This is a genomic window from Massilia sp. ZL223, assembly GCF_018119395.1.
In the GTDB taxonomy this organism is placed as follows: domain Bacteria; phylum Pseudomonadota; class Gammaproteobacteria; order Burkholderiales; family Burkholderiaceae_D; genus Telluria.
Map to the genome: position 1 here is coordinate 153,167 of NZ_JAGPWD010000004.1, position 17,770 is coordinate 170,936.

16 protein-coding genes are annotated in these 17,770 nt (G+C 63.2%); 13 read left to right on the forward strand and 3 right to left on the reverse strand.

Annotation, left to right across the window (positions count from 1 at the left end):
- The first annotated feature begins 52 nt into the window (after window positions 1–52).
- Window positions 53–1,168 (forward strand): alanine dehydrogenase, encoded by a 1,116-nt coding sequence (gene ald / locus KBW95_RS04660; RefSeq protein WP_211527605.1) that lies wholly within the window; start codon window positions 53–55, stop codon window positions 1,166–1,168.
- On the opposite strand, the gene KBW95_RS04665 is transcribed toward ald, so the two are convergent.
- Both KBW95_RS04665 and aac(6') read right to left on the reverse strand, forming a co-directional pair.
- Window positions 1,138–1,932 (reverse strand): 5'-methylthioadenosine/adenosylhomocysteine nucleosidase, encoded by a 795-nt coding sequence (locus KBW95_RS04665; protein ID WP_211527606.1) that lies wholly within the window; start codon window positions 1,930–1,932, stop codon window positions 1,138–1,140. The two genes, ald and KBW95_RS04665, sit on opposite strands and share 31 nt — an antisense overlap.
- A 21-nt stretch (window positions 1,933–1,953) precedes the next feature.
- On the reverse strand, window positions 1,954–2,397 hold the full coding sequence (gene aac(6') / locus KBW95_RS04670) for an aminoglycoside 6'-N-acetyltransferase (protein ID WP_211527607.1): 444 nt from the start codon (window positions 2,395–2,397) through the stop codon (window positions 1,954–1,956).
- Between the two features lie 1,270 nt (window positions 2,398–3,667).
- Here aac(6') and KBW95_RS04675 point away from each other — a divergent pair.
- The 7 genes from KBW95_RS04675 to KBW95_RS04705 all read left to right on the forward strand — a co-directional run bounded on the left by KBW95_RS04675 (window position 3,668) and on the right by KBW95_RS04705 (window position 11,027).
- Window positions 3,668–5,305: a GMC family oxidoreductase gene (locus KBW95_RS04675; RefSeq protein WP_211523102.1), complete on the forward strand. Its 1,638-nt coding sequence runs from the start codon at window positions 3,668–3,670 to the stop codon at window positions 5,303–5,305.
- Window positions 5,306–5,483: 178 nt separating this feature from the next.
- Complete coding sequence (locus tag KBW95_RS04680; protein WP_211523018.1) at window positions 5,484–6,254, forward strand: ABC transporter ATP-binding protein; 771 nt, start codon at window positions 5,484–5,486, stop codon at window positions 6,252–6,254.
- A complete protein-coding gene (locus KBW95_RS04685) occupies window positions 6,254–6,961 on the forward strand; it encodes an ABC transporter ATP-binding protein (protein ID WP_211527608.1) in 708 nt (235 codons plus the stop codon). Before KBW95_RS04680 ends, KBW95_RS04685 begins: the two co-directional genes overlap by 1 nt.
- Window positions 6,962–6,989: 28 nt before the next feature.
- Window positions 6,990–8,192, forward strand: a complete 1,203-nt coding sequence (locus tag KBW95_RS04690; RefSeq protein WP_211523020.1) for an ABC transporter substrate-binding protein — start codon at window positions 6,990–6,992, stop codon at window positions 8,190–8,192.
- A 90-nt stretch (window positions 8,193–8,282) separates the two neighbouring features.
- The gene (locus tag KBW95_RS04695) at window positions 8,283–9,167 is read left to right on the forward strand and encodes a branched-chain amino acid ABC transporter permease (protein ID WP_211523021.1); all 885 of its coding nucleotides are present in this window, start codon (window positions 8,283–8,285) and stop codon (window positions 9,165–9,167) included.
- A 10-nt stretch (window positions 9,168–9,177) separates the two neighbouring features.
- Window positions 9,178–10,155 (forward strand): branched-chain amino acid ABC transporter permease, encoded by a 978-nt coding sequence (locus tag KBW95_RS04700; protein WP_211527609.1) that lies wholly within the window; start codon window positions 9,178–9,180, stop codon window positions 10,153–10,155.
- A gap of 50 nt (window positions 10,156–10,205) precedes the next feature.
- Window positions 10,206–11,027, forward strand: coding sequence for an alpha/beta fold hydrolase (locus KBW95_RS04705; protein ID WP_211527610.1), 822 nt, complete (start codon window positions 10,206–10,208; stop codon window positions 11,025–11,027).
- On the opposite strand, the gene KBW95_RS04710 is transcribed toward KBW95_RS04705, so the two are convergent.
- Entirely contained in the window at window positions 11,022–12,179 is a 1,158-nt protein-coding gene (locus tag KBW95_RS04710) for an iron-containing alcohol dehydrogenase (protein WP_211527611.1), read from the reverse strand. The genes KBW95_RS04705 and KBW95_RS04710 overlap by 6 nt on opposite strands.
- 118 nt (window positions 12,180–12,297) lie before the next feature.
- Here KBW95_RS04710 and KBW95_RS04715 point away from each other — a divergent pair, with 118 nt between their 5' ends.
- The 5 genes from KBW95_RS04715 (at window position 12,298) to KBW95_RS04735 (ending at window position 17,636) form a co-directional block, all read left to right on the forward strand.
- The gene (locus tag KBW95_RS04715; protein ID WP_211527612.1) at window positions 12,298–13,068 is read left to right on the forward strand and encodes a TSUP family transporter; all 771 of its coding nucleotides are present in this window, start codon (window positions 12,298–12,300) and stop codon (window positions 13,066–13,068) included.
- A gap of 207 nt (window positions 13,069–13,275) precedes the next feature.
- Entirely contained in the window at window positions 13,276–15,207 is a 1,932-nt protein-coding gene (gene mnmG / locus KBW95_RS04720) for a tRNA uridine-5-carboxymethylaminomethyl(34) synthesis enzyme MnmG (protein WP_211527613.1), read from the forward strand.
- Window positions 15,204–15,851 carry a 16S rRNA (guanine(527)-N(7))-methyltransferase RsmG gene (gene rsmG, locus KBW95_RS04725; protein WP_211523027.1) on the forward strand — a complete coding sequence of 216 codons (648 nt, stop codon included), beginning with the start codon at window positions 15,204–15,206 and terminating at the stop codon, window positions 15,849–15,851. The genes mnmG and rsmG overlap by 4 nt, the downstream gene beginning before the upstream one ends.
- A 113-nt stretch (window positions 15,852–15,964) precedes the next feature.
- Window positions 15,965–16,735, forward strand: coding sequence for a ParA family protein (locus tag KBW95_RS04730; RefSeq protein WP_211527614.1), 771 nt, complete (start codon window positions 15,965–15,967; stop codon window positions 16,733–16,735).
- A 19-nt stretch (window positions 16,736–16,754) separates the two neighbouring features.
- Complete coding sequence (locus tag KBW95_RS04735; RefSeq protein WP_211523029.1) at window positions 16,755–17,636, forward strand: ParB/RepB/Spo0J family partition protein; 882 nt, start codon at window positions 16,755–16,757, stop codon at window positions 17,634–17,636.
- Window positions 17,637–17,770 lie beyond the last annotated feature (134 nt).

A 17,770-nucleotide genomic window follows, 5' to 3' on the forward strand; every position in this document is an offset into this window, starting at 1 on the left:
GGGCACAAGCTCCGGCCCTGGCAAGGACAGCTCCTTACACATGGAGGTAGACATGCTGGTTGGCGTTCCAAAGGAAATCAAGAACCACGAATACCGGGTTGGCCTCACGCCCCCGTCCGTACGCGAACTCACCGCGCGCGGGCACCAGGTGCTCGTGCAGAAGAACGCGGGCGCGGAAATCGGCCTGCTCGACGAGCAGTACGTGGCCGCCGGCGCCAAGATCGTCGACACGGCGAAGGAAATCTTCGAGCGCGCCGAAATGATCGTCAAGGTCAAGGAGCCGCAGCCCGGCGAATGCGCGATGCTGCGCCCGAACCAGGTGCTCTACACCTACCTCCACCTCGCCCCCGATCCCGAACAAACCGCCGCGCTGGTCAAGTCCGGCGCGATCTGCATCGCCTACGAAACCATCACCGGCCCGGGCGGCGGCCTGCCTTTGCTCGCCCCGATGAGCGAAGTGGCGGGACGCATGGCTATCCAGGCCGGCGCCAGCCACCTGGAGAAGTCCAAGGGCGGCATGGGCCTGCTGCTGGGCGGCGTGCCGGGCGTGGAAGCAGGGCACGTGGTCATCATCGGCGCGGGCGTGGTCGGCACCAATGCGCTGCAGATGGCGGCCGGCCTGGGCGCGCGCGTGACGGTGCTCGACAAGAACGTCGACCGCCTGCGCCAGCTCGACCTGGTCTACGGCAACCGCATCTCGACCCTGTATTCGAACGCGCACGCGCTGGAAGAAAGCGTACTCTCTGCCGACCTGGTGATCGGCGGCGTGCTGGTGCCGGGCGCCGCGGCGCCGAAGCTGGTTAGCCGCGACATGGTCTCGCGCATGAAGAAAGGCTCGGTCATCGTGGACGTGGCGATCGACCAGGGCGGCTGCTTCGAAACCTCGCATGCGACCACCCATGCCGATCCGACCTTCGTGGTCGACGGCGTGATCCACTACTGCGTGGCGAACATGCCGGGCGCGGTGGCGCGCACCTCCACCTTCGCCCTCAACAACGCCACCATCGGCCATGCCGTCGCGCTGGCGAGCAAGGGCTGGCGCCGCGCACTGGCGGACGATGTCCACCTGCGCCACGGCCTGAACGTCTGCCAGGGCAAGGTCACCTACGAAGCCGTGGCGCGCGACCTGGGCTACGACTACGTGCCGGCCGAATCGCTCCTGGCCTGAAGCGGCGCCTCGGCCAGATCCCGGCACAGGCGCCGGGTGATGTGAAAGGCATACTGCGCGGCGACCGATTTCACGAATCGCATGAAATCGGGCGCCGCGTTTTCATTGGCGTTGTCGGAAATCGCGCGGATCACGGCGCAGGGCACGCCCAGCTCATGGCACACCTGCGCCACCGCGGCGCCTTCCATTTCCACCGCCACCAGTCCGGGAAGCGCGCCATTCATCGCGTCGATGCGGCTCTTCTCGTTGACGAACTGGTCGCCGCTCGCCACCAGGCCGCGGTGCACGCGCGGACGCTGGAGGCGGAATTCGCGCCTTTCTCCTTCGCTGACGGCGTCCAGGAAGTCCAGCTCGAGGAAATCCTGGGCCGCGCCAACCAGGCGCATCGACAGCTGCTGGTCGGGCTGGAAGTGGGTCTGGCCGGTCAGCGGCACTTCGAAGCGAGGGAACAGGGGACTTGCATCCATGTCGTGCTGGACCAGCGATTCCGCGACCACGATATCGCCTACCTGCACCGTTTTATCCCCGGCGCCGGCCACGCCGGTAAAGAGGATGTGGGTAACTCCGAACTTCTCCACAAGCGTTGTGGCGGTCATGGCTGCCGCAACCTTGCCAATTCGCGATAAAACGCACACAGCGTCGATTTCCCACAGTTGTCCAGCAACGTAGTCGCGCATGCCATGGATGAGCCTGGAGGGCCCTCTCATGGCTTCCACGAGCCCCACCTGTTCTTCGTGCAGTGCGCTGATGATCCCTAATCGCATGGTTTTTCGTCTTTTTTCTCTTTAAAGCGGTTTGCGGAAGTACACCACGCGTTCGGTTTCCTCGAATCCCAGCGCCAGATGCATGTCCTGGCTTGCCTTATTTTCGAGCAAAGCATCGGAAGCCATTTCACTGCAGCCCTGTTCGCGCGCCCATTGCTGGGCTTTTTCGACCAGCAAGCGGGCAATGCCTTGCCTGCGGCAGTCTGGAGCGACGTACAAGCCTTCCAGGAAGCCGACAGGAGAACTGTCGGTGCCGTTGACGTAGTCGCTCCTGAGCGCGATTTCCACCAGTCCCTGAGTTTCGCCGGCATCGGAGTAGGCCAGGAACTGTGCATAACGCTGCGGTTGTGCACAGCAGTCCTGCATTTCAGCCAGATGCTCGCTGCTTTCTGCTGGCCATAAGGCCACGCGCAGCTCGAGCCAGCCTGCTTGTTCAGGGCTTGTACAGCGCTTGATGGTGGTCATGGAGAGACTCAGTGTGGTGACGTAGCCTTGAAGATTAGCAGAAGCATATCTTCTGGCAGCTGTTCACTGCGTTTTTGCTTCTGTTGTTTACCTAAAGAATGTGTATACAAAGTTGGTAGTGATAGTAAACGGCCAAGCGTCTGTGGATAACAACGGTTTACTCCACAGTATCAAGCGCTTACATGATCGTTTACCTGCTGAACAAACCTTGCGTCCAGCTTGCACGAAACTTGGACAAAAAATGCCGGAGTCTTCAAATCGATCGTTCTGCACATCTGATCCTGTGGATATTCATCAGCTTTTCCACAGCCGGGATGGCGGGTCGGCAGTTTTAGCGTTGGTGGATCAGTGCCGGCATCGTTTTGTCGACCAGGATGGAGACAGGACATCCGAGCTGTTCAGCTGAACTCTGTTTTGCAGATCACAGGTTTGTAAGACCTTGCTTCTTTTTTTGGCAGACGGTTTTCGGCAGAGAGTTCGCAGCTGGTTTTTGAATGGGCTGGCTGGATTGGAAAAGCGGAAAGGTTTTGTTGTTGTATCTAAAGGTATGTATACAAAGCTGGTAGTGATAGTAAACGGCTCATCATTTGTGGATAAGTCCAGTTTTTTCCACAACATCAAACGTTTACGGTCGCGTTAACCTGCAGGACAAACCTTGCTTTTGCATTGCAGGAAACTTGGATAGAAATTGGATGGGGTGCGTAAACCGCTGCTTCTACACATTCGATCCTGTGGATATTCATGGGCTTTTCCACAGAGCGCATACGGACGGGGACGTTTTTGCCTGCAAAACGGGCTCTGCCTGGGCAGGCCGCGAAGCTGACAAAGGGGCGCCAGCGGGTGTGCGAAGTTGCAACAGCCCGGGCAAAAAAATTTTTTTTCTGAAGCTCGTCGGGTTTACAACCAAGATCTGTATACCACGTTGGTAGTAGTGGTTAACGCCTGCCCAGTTCTGTGGACAAGCTGGTTAACGCTCCAAAAATCAAACGTTTACGTTCCGGATAAGCCGGTGCACTGCCGCGCAAAGTTCCTGGTGGCAAATCTGGACAAGATTTTTGCCTGTGCAAAAAAGCCGAGTTTTGCACAAACGATACCTGTGGATATCAAGTCGGTTATCCACAGATGGGCTCTAGACTTCCGTTTACGATCTGGTAAGCTCCACTCATCGAACTACGGTCGGAGGCATGTTGGACCTCGCTGCACTGTCGTACCTGCTCGCTTTTTGCATGCCGGAGCCCGGCGGCATGCCCATTCGAGCGCTGCGATGAGCATGGAGTCCGCAGGCGACTACGACTACATCATCGTCGGAGCCGGCACCTCCGGCTGTGTGCTGGCCAAGCGGCTGACCGAGCGCCAGGATCTCAAGGTCCTGATCATCGAAGCGGGCGGCAAGGACGACTACCTGTGGATCCATATCCCGGTCGGCTACCTGCACTGCATCGGCAATCCGCGCACCGACTGGCTGTTCCGGACCGAGCCGGATGCGGGCCTGGGCGGACGTTCGCTGATCTACCCGCGTGGCAAAGTCCTGGGCGGCAGCTCGTCGATCAACGGCATGATCTACATGCGCGGCCAGAAAGCGGACTACGACCGCTGGGCCGACGTGACCGATGATCCTTCCTGGCGCTGGGACCAGGTGCTGCCGCTGTTCAAGCGCAGCGAAGACCACCATGGCGGCGCCAGCGACATCCACGGTGCCGGCGGCGAGTGGCGCGTCGAGCGCCAGCGCCTGTCGTGGAAGATCCTGGACGCCTTCCGCGATGCGGCCGAACAGGAAGGCATTCCCAAGATCGCCGATCTGAATGCGGGCGGCGGCCAGGGGTCTGCCTATTTCGAGGTCAACCAGCGCCGCGGCATCCGGCTCAATACGGCGCGCGCCTTCCTCAAGCCGGCGGCCCAGCGCGAGAACCTGACCGTGATGACCGGCTGCCACGTCGAGCGCTTGCTGTTCGAGGACACGGAGCAGGGCAAGGTCTGCGTCGGCGTGCAGTTCACCGGCGGCGGCCGCGCCTTTACCGCCAGGGCGCAGCGCGAAACCCTGCTGGCGGCGGGCGCGATCGGTTCACCGCAGATCCTGCAATTGTCCGGAATCGGGCCGGCGGCCCTGCTTCACGAACACGGCATCGCGCCATTGGTCGATGCGCCGGGCGTGGGCGAAAACCTGCAGGACCACCTGCAGCTGCGCATGATCTTCAAGATCAAGGGAGCGCCGACCCTGAATACCCGGGCCGGCAACTGGTTCGGGAAAGCCTGGATCGGTCTCGAGTACGCCTTGAGGCGCAGCGGTCCGATGTCGATGGCGCCGTCGCAGCTGGGCGCGTTCGCCTGTTCGCGGCCCGGATTGGCGGCGCCGGACCTGCAATTCCACGTCCAGCCGCTGTCGCTGGATAAGTTCGGCGACCCGCTGCACCGCTTTCCCGCCTTCACGGCGAGCGTGTGCAACCTGCAGCCGACCTCGCGCGGGCATGTGCGCATCGCGTCCGGCGACAGTTATGCGGCGCCGAAGATCACGCCGAACTACCTGAGCACCGAGGCCGACCGCAAGACCGCCGCCGCCGCGCTGCAGCTGACGCGCCGCATCGCGGCCGCGCCCGGCCTGGCGCGCTACCAGCCGCAGGAATACCTGCCTGGTCCGGCTTATCAGACGGAAGAGGAGCTGGCGCAAGCCGCCGGCATGATCGGCACCACGATCTTCCATCCGGTGGGTACCTGCCGCATGGGCAGCGCCGGCGATCCGCTGGCCGTGGTCGACAGCCGGCTGCGGGTGCGCGGCGTGCACAAGCTGCGCGTAGTGGATGCCTCGATCATGCCCTTCATCACCTCGGGCAATACGAATTCCCCGACGATCATGATTGCGGAGAAGACCGCGACCGACATCCTCTCCCGGATGGAAGAGCCGCGTGGATAACTCTGTGCATAAATAGCTGAATAGCACGGGGATTGCCTGTGCAAAACTGCACACCCACCTTGCGCAGGTTCAAAGCAACAAACACGCACACTGTAGCGCTGGCGTATTGTGAGCCTCCAGCCTAGTATGTATTATTACTTGAGCAATGTTGCCTTTGCAGTAGCACGTGGGAGAACCAATGGCGGATGTCATCCTGGAGACAAGGGATCTGACCAAGGAATTCAAAGGATTCACGGCAGTTAGCAACGTCAACCTCAAGGTCCAGCGCGGCCATATCCATGCGCTGATCGGCCCCAATGGCGCGGGCAAGACCACCTGTTTCAATCTCCTGACCAAGTTTCTGGTCCCGACTTCCGGGCAGATCCTGTTCAATGGCAAGGACATCACCGGCGCCCGGCCCGCCCAGATCGCCCGCATGGGGGTGATCCGCTCCTTCCAGATCTCGGCTGTTTTCCCCCACTTGAGCGTGCTCGAAAACGTGCGCATCGGCCTGCAGCGCCGGCTCGGCACCAGCTTCCATTTCTGGCGCAGCGAGCGTTCGCTGGAGAGCCTGAATACGCGCGCGATGGAGCTGCTGGCCGAGGTCGGCCTGGACGGCTTCGCCCATGTGTTGACGGCCGACTTGCCGTATGGCCGCAAGCGGGCGCTCGAGATCGCCACGACCCTGGCCATGGAACCGGAACTGATGCTGCTGGACGAGCCCACCCAGGGCATGGGCCATGAAGATGTCCACAGGGTTACCGAACTGATCAAGAAAGTCTCGGCAGGGCGCACCATCCTGATGGTGGAGCACAACATGAGCGTCGTGTCCGGCATCTGCGACCGCATCTCGGTGCTCCAGCGCGGCGCCGTGCTGGCCGAAGGCAGCTATGCCGAAGTCTCGCGTAATCCACAGGTGATGGAAGCGTATATGGGCAGCAGCGACGGCCATTTGCAGGGAGCGCACTGATGACCCCCGCACTGGAAATCCGCGACCTGCACGCCTGGTACGGCGAATCGCACATCCTGCACGGCATCGGCCTGAGCGTGAACCCGGGCGAAGTCGTCACCCTGCTGGGCCGCAACGGCGCCGGCCGCACGACCACCCTGCGCGCCATCATGGGCCTGACGGGGCGGCGCAGCGGTTCGATCAAGGTCAACGGCCTTGAAGCCATCGCCCTGCCGACGCACCGCATCGCCCACCTCGGCATCGGCTATTGCCCGGAAGAGCGGGGGATATTTTCGTCCTTGTCCACAGAGGAAAACCTGCTGCTGCCGCCGCGCCTGAAAGGAGCGGAAGGGGGCATGAGCGTGGACGAGATCTACGAAATGTTCCCCAACCTCTACGAACGGCGCAACAGCCAGGGCACGCGCCTGTCGGGCGGCGAGCAGCAGATGCTGGCGGTGGCGCGCATCCTGCGCACCGGCGCGCGTCTGCTGCTGCTGGACGAGATTTCCGAGGGCCTGGCGCCGGTCATCGTGCAGGCCCTGGCGCGCATGATCACGACGCTCAAGTCCAAGGGCTACACCATCGTCATGGTGGAACAGAACTTCCGCTTCGCCGCACCGCTGGCGGACCGGTTTTACGTGGTGGAGCATGGCCAGGTGGTCGAGACGATCGCCGCGGCCGAACTCGATGCCAGGATGCCGGTGCTGACCGAGCTCCTGGGTGTGTGATTTTCCAGAACAGAACGGAGACAAGAAAATGAAACTACGTGCCCTCACTGTGGCCGTCGCTGCCAGCGCCGGCTTTGCCCTGCCTGCCCATGCCCAGATCTCGGGCGACGTGATCAAGATCGGTTTCATCACCGACCTGTCCGGCGTGTATTCGGACATCGACGGCAAGGGCGGTATCGAAGCCATCCAGATGGCGATCGCCGACATGGGCGGCGCCATCAACGGCAAGAAGATCCAGCTGGTCACGGCCGACCACCAGAACAAGCCGGACGTCGCCGCCTCCAAGGCGCGCGAATGGTTCGACCAGCAGGGCGTCGACCTCCTGATCGGCGGCACCAATTCCGGCGCCAGCCTGGCCATGGCCAAGGTGGCGGCCGAGAAGAAGAAGGTCTTCATCGCCATCGGTTCGGGCACGGCCCAGCTGACCAACGAGCAGTGCACGCCCTACACGGTGCACTACGCCTACGACACCGTGGCGCTGGCGCGCGGCACCGGCGCGACCATGATCAAGCAGGGCGGCAAGTCCTGGTACTTCCTGACCGCCGACTACGCCTTCGGCCAGTCGCTCGAGAAGGACACCGCCGACGTGGTCAAGGCCAACGGCGGCACCGTGCTGGGCAGCGTCAAGCACCCCCTGTCGGCCTCGGACTTCTCGTCCTTCCTGCTGCAGGCGCAGTCGTCCAAGGCCCAGGTGCTGGGCCTGGCCAACGCCGGCGGCGACATGATCAACGCGGTCAAGGCGGCCAACGAATTCGGCCTGACCAAGAAGATGAAGATCGCCGGCCTGCTGGTCTTCATCAACGATATCCACACCCTGGGCCTGAACACCACCCAGGGCATGTACCTGACCGACGGCTGGTACTGGGACCAGAACGCCGACACCCGCGCCTGGTCGAAGCGCTATTTCGCCAAGATGAAGAAGCAGCCCTCGATGCTGCAGGCGGGCGATTACTCGGCCGCGACCCAGTTCCTGAACGCGGTCAAGGCCACCGGCACGGACAACGCCGACAAGGTCATCGCACACATGAAGAAGACCCCGATCAACGACATGTTCGCCAAGAACGGCACCATCCGCCCGGACGGCCGCATGGTCTACGACATGTACCTGATGCAGGTGAAGAAGCCTTCGGAATCGAAGTACCCGTGGGATTACTACAAGGTCGTCGCCACCATCCCGGGCGACCAGGCCTACACCAAGAAAGCCGAAACCAAGTGCTCTTTGTGGAAGTAAGCCAACCCGGCTATTTCCACCGTTGTTAGCGTTTGATTCGTCACCCCCGCGAAGGCGGGGGCCCAAGTTTCGCAGCTCAGCCAGACCCCCATGGAAATCTTCGGCATCCCCTCCCAAGCCCTGATGAGCCAGCTCCTGCTGGGCCTGGTCAACGGCTCCTTCTACGCCATGCTCTCGCTGGGCCTGGCCGTCATCTTCGGCCTGCTCAACGTCATCAACTTCTCGCACGGCGCCCTGTACATGGTGGGCGCCTTCGCCGCCTACATCGGCGTCACCAGCTTCGGCCTGAACTACTGGATGATGCTCCTGCTGGCCCCGCTGCTGGTGGGCGCCTTCGGCATCCTGGTCGAGCGCAGCATGCTGCGCTGGCTGTACAAGCTGGACCACCTGTACGGCCTGCTGCTGACCTTCGGCATCACCTTGCTGCTGGAAGGCGTGTTCCGCTCCTTCTTCGGCGTCTCCGGCCAGACCCTGGACGTGCCGGAACAGCTGGCCGGCGCCACCGACCTCGGCTTCATGATCCTGCCCAACTACCGCGCCTGGGTCGTCGTGGCCTCCATCGTGGTCTGCCTGGGCACCTGGTTCGTGATCGAAAAGACCCGCCTGGGCGCCTACCTGCGCGCCGGCACCGAGAACCCCAAGCTGGTCGAAGCCTTCGGCATCAACGTGCCGCTGATGGTCACCCTGACCTATGGCTTCGGCGTGGCGCTGGCCGGCCTGGCGGGCGTGCTGGCGGCGCCCGTGATCAACGTGACGCCGCTGATGGGCTCCAACCTCATCATCGTCGTGTTCGCCGTGGTGGTGATCGGCGGCATGGGCTCGATTCTGGGCTCCATCCTGACCGGGCTGGCGCTGGGCGTGATCGAGGGCCTGACGCGGGTGTTCTATCCGGAAGGGTCGGAAGTGGTGGTGTTCGTCGTGATGGTCATCGTATTGCTGCTGCGCCCGGCCGGGCTGTTCGGCAAGGAAAAGTGAAGAGGGCGCCATGAATAAGAAATTCCTGTACCTGATCGCCCTGGCTGTGGCGCTGGCCGCGCCCTTCTTTGCCTATCCGGTGTTCCTGATGAAGCTGCTGTGCTTCGCCCTGTTCGCCTGTGCCTTCAATCTCCTGATCGGCTTCACCGGCCTGCTGTCCTTCGGCCATGCCGCTTTTTTCGGCAGCGCCGGCTATGTGACCGGACACCTGCTGACGGTCGTGGGCCTGCCGACCGAGCTGGGCATCGTCTGCGGCGTGCTGGCCAGCAGCCTGCTGGGCCTGGTGATCGGCTCGCTGGCGATCCGCCGCCAGGGCATCTACTTCTCGATGATCACCCTGGCGCTGGCCCAGATGGTGTATTTCGCCGCCCTGCGTTCCCCCTACACGCATGGCGAGGACGGCCTGCAGGGCGTGCCGCGCGGCCGCCTGTTCGGCGCGCTCGACCTGTCCAGCGACCTGACCATGTACTACGTGGTACTGGCCCTGTTCGTGGCCGGATTCGCCCTGATTGTCCGCACCGTGCATTCGCCCTTCGGCCAGGTGCTCAAGGCGATCAAGGAGAACGAGGCGCGCGCCGTCTCCCTGGGCTACGAGGTCGACCGCTACAAGCTGCTGGCCTTCGTGCTGTCCGCAGCCCTGGCAGGGCTCGCAGGAGCCACCAAAACGCTCGTATTGGGCTTTGAGACGCTGACCGACGTCCACTGGACCATGTCGGGCCTGGTGGTCCTGATGACGCTTGTAGGGGGCATGGGAACGCTTGCCGGGCCCATCCTTGGCGCCTTCCTCATCATTGCCCTGGAAAACAAGCTGGGCGACCTGGGCGCCTGGCTGTCGGAGTCGCTCGGCATCGCGTGGTTCGGCAGCCTGGGCGAATCGGTGGGCATGGTCACCGGCTTGATCTTCATTGTCTGTGTTCTATTGTTCCGGCGTGGTATTGTGGGGGAAATCGGTGCTCTGCTCAGTAAGGGGCGCAAGGCGAATGCCTGAGCGCTACTCTCCGTGCAGGAGCGCCGCCACTGCTTGCGCCGGGAGAGAGCATGGGTGTCGAGTCGCACCAGGTCACAGTCAATGGTCTGAACATGCATTACGTCAGCATGGGCGAAGGTCCGCCCGTGCTGCTGCTCCACGGTTTTCCTGATACCCATTCCATCTGGCGCAAGCAGATCCCGGCGCTCGCAGCGGCCGGGATGCGCGTCATCGCGCCCGACATGCGCGGCTATGGACAGACCGATGCGCCTTCCAGCACCGGCGCCTACGCCATCGAATTCCTGCGCGCGGACGTGCTTGGCCTGATGGATGTGCTCGGCATCGAGAAGGCGGCCATCGTCGGCCACGACTGGGGCGGGCTGGTCGGCTGGCAAGTCTGCATGGATGCGCCGCACCGGGTGGAACGCTTCGTCGCCATGTCGACCGGCCACCCGGCGGCGATCGCCAACGCGGGCGTGGAGCAGCAGATGCGTTTCTGGTACATCCAGGGCTTCCTGATGCCGGTCGTCGCCGAGCAGGCGATCATGGCCAACGACTGGTTCTTCATTCGCCAGCTGACGCGCAACAAGGAACAGCAAAAATTGTGGCTGTCGGCGCTGGAGCCGGAAGGGCGACTGACCGCCGCGCTCAACTACTACCGCGCCAATCTCAAGCTGGGTTCGTCGCGCCGCTGGGGGCCGGTCGAGGTGCCGGTGATGGGTATCTGGAGCGACCGCGATCCTGCGCTGGGCGAAAAACAGATGCTCGATTCGGCGGAATACTGCCGCGCGGGCTTCCGCTACGAGCGCCTGGACGGCGTGGGGCACTGGATGCAGCTGTCCGCGACGGACAAGCTCAACGCGCTCCTGATCGACTTCCTCCTCAACTCATAGCGCGGCGGCGTAGATCGCCCGCGCATGTTCGCGGCTGAGTTCGCGCGGGTTGTTTCCCAGCAGCCGGGTTTGCAGCATCGCATCGTCGGCCAGGCGGTCGAGATCGCTTTCCGTGATGCCGACCTGGCGTAGACTCGTTTCGATTCCCGTCATCCTGGCTGTTTGCTGCGTCGCAGCAATGAGGGCCCGCGCGCGTGCTTCGTCGCTACCGCTGGCTTGCGGGACGACGATGTCCGCCAGCTCCGCATAATGCCTTTCCGCATCGGGCAGGTTGAACTCCAGTACGTGCGGCAGGACCAGGGAATTCGACAAGCCGTGCGGCACATGGAAGATGCCGCCGATCGGATACGCCAGCGCATGCACCGCCGCCACCGGCGCGTTCGAGAACGCCTGCCCGGCCAGGCAGGCGCCAAGCAGCATCGCCTGGCGGACCTGCAAATCCTGGCCGCGTTCGCAGGCCGGCAGCAGGTTCCGCGACAGCAGGCCGAGCGCTTCCCGCGCCAGCGCGTCGGATAGCGGATTTTTCTTGTGGCGGCTGGTGTAGGCTTCAATGCCGTGCACCATCGCATCGATGCCGGTTGCGGCGGTGACCTTCGGCGGCAGGCCGAGGGTCAGGCTGGCGTCCAGTACCGCAAGGTCCGCGTACAGCTGGGGCGCCACGACGCCGGTCTTGGTCGTGGCGCCGGTGGTGACGATGGCGATGTTGGTGACTTCGGATCCCGTGCCGGCGGTGGTCGGCACCTGGACCAGGGGCAGCCGCTTGCCTGCCACCTTGCCGATGCCGTAGATCTCCGGCAGCGCCTGGCTCCCCTGTGCCAGCACCGCCACCAGCTTGGCGACGTCCATCGAACTGCCGCCGCCGAAGCCGATGATCAGGTCGGCATCGTGCCGGCGTGCCGCTGCGACGGCGGCCAGTACGACGTCTTCCGGCGGATCGGCGACCACGTCAGAGAACACCGCGGATTGCATGCCATGCCGCACAAGATCCATCAGCGCCGCTTGCATCAGTCCGGTGCGCAGGAAGCCGGCGTCGGTGACGAGCAGGGGACGCTTCGTTCCCGGGAAACGCTCGGCGAGCAGGTGGCCCAGATTGGCGCTGGCGCCCGGTTCGGACAGGATGCTGGCGACGGTGCCGAAAGCGAAGGCGGTCATGCTGGTCTCCATGGGTGTGGTGCTGGAAGCTTACCGCATCCGCGCCCCTCGTTGGTCTTGCGCTCGAGAACTTCGCTTGCCGTAAAATGCAGGCTCTGCACCAATCCGAAAGTTCCCCATGATCGATTTAGTTTGGCTCGGCGGCGCCGCGTTTGCTGCCGGGCTGGTCGACGCCGTTGTCGGTGGCGGCGGCCTGATCCAGATTCCCGCCATCTTTTCCATCCTGCCGAAAGAAGCGCCGGCCACGCTGCTTGGCACCAACAAGTTCGCCAGCATTTTCGGCACCAGCGCCGCAGCGATCAATTATTCGCGCCGGGTGCGGGTAGCGTGGAGCACTGCGGCGCCGGCGGCGCTGGCCGCTTTCGCGTTGTCCTTTGCCGGCGCCTGGACTGTCACCCGCGTACCGGCCGACTTTGTACGTACGCTGCTGCCGATTATCCTGGTGGCGGTGGCGATCTATACGTTCAGGAAGAAGGACCTCGGGGCAGTGCATGCACCTGTGCATAGCGGCCTGGCCGAGCGCTATTGGGCCATCGGCATTGGCGCGGCGATCGGTTTCTACGATGGCTTCTTCGGTCCAGGTACCGGCAGCTTCCTGATCTTCCTGTTCGTGCGCTTCTTCGGCTTCGACTTCCTGAGCGCATCTGCGGCGGCGAAGATCGTCAATGTGGCATGCAATTTCTCGGCCTTGCTGTGGTTCGGCTATAGCGGCCACCTGTTGTGGCAGATCGGCTTGATGATGGCAGGCTGCCAGATCGCCGGCTCCCTGATTGGGACCAAGCTGGCGCTGAAGCACGGTAGTGGTTTCGTGCGCAAGCTGTTCTTGTTCGTGGTGACGGGACTGATCCTGAAGACCGCCTACGATGCTTTCACCAAGATCGGTTGGTAGTCGGACTGTTCCACGTGAAACAATGAAGCCGGGATCGTCCCGGCTTTTTTGTTGATTGTTTCACGTGAAACCAAAATGCTCGAAAGCCAATAACTGCTGAGTATTGTTTCACGTGGAACAAAATTTCGTCGTTTTCGGACCGGTTGAGGGTCCCGCAAGAAAAAAGAATCTATAATCGCGCATTAGTCTCCTCGCTTTACTCCCATCATGCTATTTCCTACTGAATTCGACGTGATCGTCGTCGGCGGCGGCCATGCCGGTACCGAAGCCGCACTAGCGTCCGCACGCACGGGGCAGAAGACCTTGCTGCTCACGCATAACATCGAAACCCTGGGCGCGATGTCCTGCAACCCGTCCATCGGCGGTATCGGCAAGGGCCACCTCGTGAAGGAAGTGGACGCCCTCGGCGGCGCCATGGCTATCGCCACCGACGAGGCCGGCATCCAGTTCCGCATCCTGAACTCGTCCAAGGGCCCGGCCGTGCGCGCTACCCGCGCCCAGGCCGACCGCGTCCTGTACAAGGCGGCGATCCGTGCGCGCCTGGAGAACCAGCCGAACCTGTGGCTGTTCCAGCAGGCGGTGGACGACCTGATGGTGGAGGGCGACCGCGTGGTCGGCGCCGTCACCCAGATCGGTCTGCAGTTCCGCGCCCGTGCTGTGGTGTTGACCGCAGGCACCTTCCTCGATGGCAAAATCCACGTCGGCTTGCAGAATTATTCGGGCGGTCGTGCCGGCGATCCGCCCGCATCCTCGCTGTCGGCGCGCCTGAAGGAACTCAAGCTGCCCCAGGGCCGCCTGAAGACCGGCACGCCGCCGCGCATTGACGGCCGCAGCATCGACTTCTCGGTGCTGGCCGAACAGCCCGGCGACCTCGATCCGGTGCCGGTGTTCTCGTACATGGGCAATGCCGCCATGCACCCGCGCCAGGTGCCGTGCTGGGTCACGCACACCAACGAGAAGACCCATGACATCATCCGCTCCGGCCTGGACCGCAGCCCGATGTACACCGGCGTGATCGAAGGCGTGGGTCCGCGCTATTGCCCGTCGATCGAAGACAAGATCCACCGTTTCGCCTCCAAGGAATCGCACCAGATCTTCCTGGAGCCGGAAGGCCTGACCACCAACGAGTTCTATCCGAACGGGATCTCGACCAGCCTGCCGTTCGACGTGCAGCTGGACCTGGTGCGCTCGATGCGCGGCCTGGAGAACGCCTTCATCCTGCGTCCCGGCTATGCGATCGAATACGATTACTTCGACCCGCGCGGCCTGAAGGCCTCGCTCGAAACCAAGGCGATCAAGGGCCTGTTCTTCGCCGGCCAGATCAACGGCACCACCGGCTACGAAGAAGCCGCGGCCCAGGGCCTGCTGGCCGGCCTGAACGCCGCGCTGCAAACCCAGGGCAAGGACGCCTGGACGCCGGGCCGCTCGGAAGCCTACCTCGGCGTGCTGGTCGACGACCTCACCACCCAGGGCGTGGCCGAGCCTTACCGCATGTTCACCAGCCGCGCGGAATACCGCCTCTCGCTGCGCGAGGACAACGCCGACATGCGCCTGACCGAGATGGGGCGCAAGCTGGGCGTCGTCGACGACGCGCAATGGGCAGCCTTCGAGACCAAGCGCGAATCCGTGGCCCGCGAGCTGGAACGCCTGCGCTCCACCTGGGTCAACCCGCGCATCCTCGCCGCCGCCGAATCCGAGCGCGTGGTGGGGCAGGCGATCGAACGCGAATACAACCTGGCCGACCTGCTGCGCCGTCCAGGCGTCGAGTACGACACCCTGATGAGCATGACCGGCAACGAAGGCCAGCCGCTGGCCGGCCCGGGTGTCGAGGACCCGGCCGTCAAGGAACAGGTCGAGATCCAGATCAAGTACGCGGGCTACATCGACCGCCAGGCGCGCGAAGTGGAACGCCACGAGCACTACGAAAACCTGAAGCTGCCGGAGAACCTGAACTACCTGGAGATCGCGGCGCTGTCGATCGAAGTGCGCCAGAAGCTGGACAAGCAGCGTCCCGAGACCCTGGGCCAGGCGTCGCGCATTTCGGGCGTGACCCCGGCGGCGATCTCGCTGCTGCTGGTGCACCTGAAAAAGCGCGGCGCCAAGGGCTTCAGCAACGCAGCCGTGGAGCAGGCCGAATGAGGGGATTCGACCGCGCCGCGCTGGCGCAAGTGCTGGCCCAGGGCATCACGGAGATGCAGCTGGACGTACCCGAGGCGCAGCAGCACCAGCTGATGGATTACGTCCAGCTGATGTATAAGTGGAACTCGGTCTACAACCTGACCTCGCTGCGCGACCCGATGCAGATGGTGACCCACCACCTGCTGGACTCGCTCGCGGCCGTGCCGGCATTCAAAGGCGCGCGCAATGTGCTGGATGTCGGGGCAGGGGGCGGATTGCCGGGCATCGTGCTGGCCATCTCAAGGCCGGACATGAAAGTGTCGATGATCGACACCGTGCACAAGAAAACCGCCTTCCTCACGCAGGTGAAGGCGGAGCTGGGCCTGGCCAACGTCACGGTCTACACGAAAAAAGTGCAGGAACTCGAGGTGAGCGACAAATTCGACGTCATCACCTCGCGCGCTTTCGCCGACCTGTCGGATTTCGTGGAGTGGTCGGGCCACCTGCTGGACGAGGGCGGCCAATTCATCGCCTTGAAAGGCGTGGCCCCGAGCGAGGAACGCGAGCGGCTGCCAGGCGAATGGAAAGTGACGGATTTGCAGCCCCTGCAGGTGCCAAGGCTGGGAGCCGAACGCCATCTCGTTTTCATCCAACGAAATGGCTAAATCATATTAACTGTATAAATCGTTTATACCGTTTATACCTTATAAATCATTCGAATGGTTTGTACGGTATGAACGGTATATCGTCTTGTTGTCGCATCCACGGAAAAGAATAGATGGCGAAGATATTTTGCGTTGCGAATCAAAAAGGGGGAGTCGGGAAGACCACTACCTCCGTCAACCTCGCGGCAGGCCTTGCGAAGCTGAACCAGCGTGTGCTGCTGGTCGACCTTGATCCCCAGGGCAACGCCACGATGGGGGCGGGCATCAACAAGGCCGAGCTGGAAGGTTCCATCTACCAGGTGCTGCTGGGGGAGCTTGACGTCGCCGCCGCGCGCCTGCGTTCGGAGGCCGGCCGCTTCGACGTGCTGCCCGCCAACCGCGAGCTGGCCGGCGCCGAAGTGGAGATGGTGGCGCTGGACAACCGCGAGCGCCGCCTGAAGGACGCGCTGGCCAAGGTCGACGCGGACTACGATTTCATCCTGATCGATTGCCCGCCGGCGCTGTCGCTGCTGACCCTGAACGGCCTGTGCGGCGCGCACGGCGTGATCATCCCGATGCAGTGCGAGTACTACGCGCTCGAAGGCCTGTCGGACCTGGTCAACACCATCAAGAAGGTGCACGCCAACCTGAACACCGACCTGCGCATCATCGGCCTGCTGCGCGTGATGTTCGATCCGCGCATGACCCTGTCGCAGCAGGTATCGAGCCAGCTGGAGCAGCACTTCGGCGACAAGGTATTCAAGACCATCATCCCGCGCAACGTGCGCCTGGCCGAAGCGCCGTCCTACGGCATTCCGGGCGTGGTGTTCGATCCGTCCTCCAAGGGCGCGCAGGCGTACATCGCCTTCGGCGCCGAGATGGTCGAGCGCATCAAGACAATGTAATCAAGAGAGCTAGAACAACATGGCAAGCAAAAAACTGAAAGGACTCGGCCGCGGCCTCGACGCGCTGCTGGGCGGCGACAGCGAACCGGCCTTGGCGCCGAACAATCCGTCGGCACTGCCGGTGGCGCAGATCCAGGCCGGCAAGTACCAGCCGCGCACCCGCATGGACGAAGGCTCGCTCAGCGAGCTGGCCTCCTCGATCAAGACCCAGGGCATCATGCAGCCGGTGCTGGTGCGTCCGCTGCACGACGGCTCCGGCTCCGGCGCCCGTTACGAGATCATCGCCGGCGAACGCCGCTTCCGCGCCGCCCAGATGGCCGGCCTGGAAGAAATCCCGGTGCTGGTGCGCGACGTCGACGACCAGGCCGCCGCCGCGATGGCCCTGATCGAGAACATCCAGCGCGAAGACCTGAATCCGCTGGAAGAAGCGCAGGGCATCCAGCGCCTGATCTCGGATTTCAACTTCACCCACGAGCAGGCCGCCGCCGCCGTCGGCCGTTCGCGCAGCGCCGTGTCGAACCTGCTGCGCCTGATCAACCTGGCGCAGCCGGTGCAGACCATGCTCATGGCAGGTGACATCGACATGGGCCACGCCCGCGCCCTGCTGGCGGTGGACAGCGCAAGCCAGATCACCCTGGCGAACCAGGTGATCGCCAAGCGCCTGTCGGTGCGCGAGACCGAGAAGCTGGTCGCCCGTGCGATCGAAGAGCAGAACGCGCCGGCCGCCGCGCCGCGCGCCAAGGAAAAGCCGGGCGACATCGTGCGCCTGGAAGAGGAGCTCTCGGACAAGCTGGCGACCCCGGTCATGTTCAAGATGGGCGCGAAAGGGAAGGGGCAGCTGATCATCGACTTCGCCGACCTGGATATCCTGGACGGCGTGCTGGCGCGCTTGCGCACCTGATCGCCCTCCCGCCTGTTTCATTATCACAACAGCACATCACCGGCCCGGCGGATCAACCGCCGGGCGATGCTTCAAACACCACTTCCCCCAGGGAAATCTCCCCTGTCAGACACACAAGATCTGCCCGTCTTTCC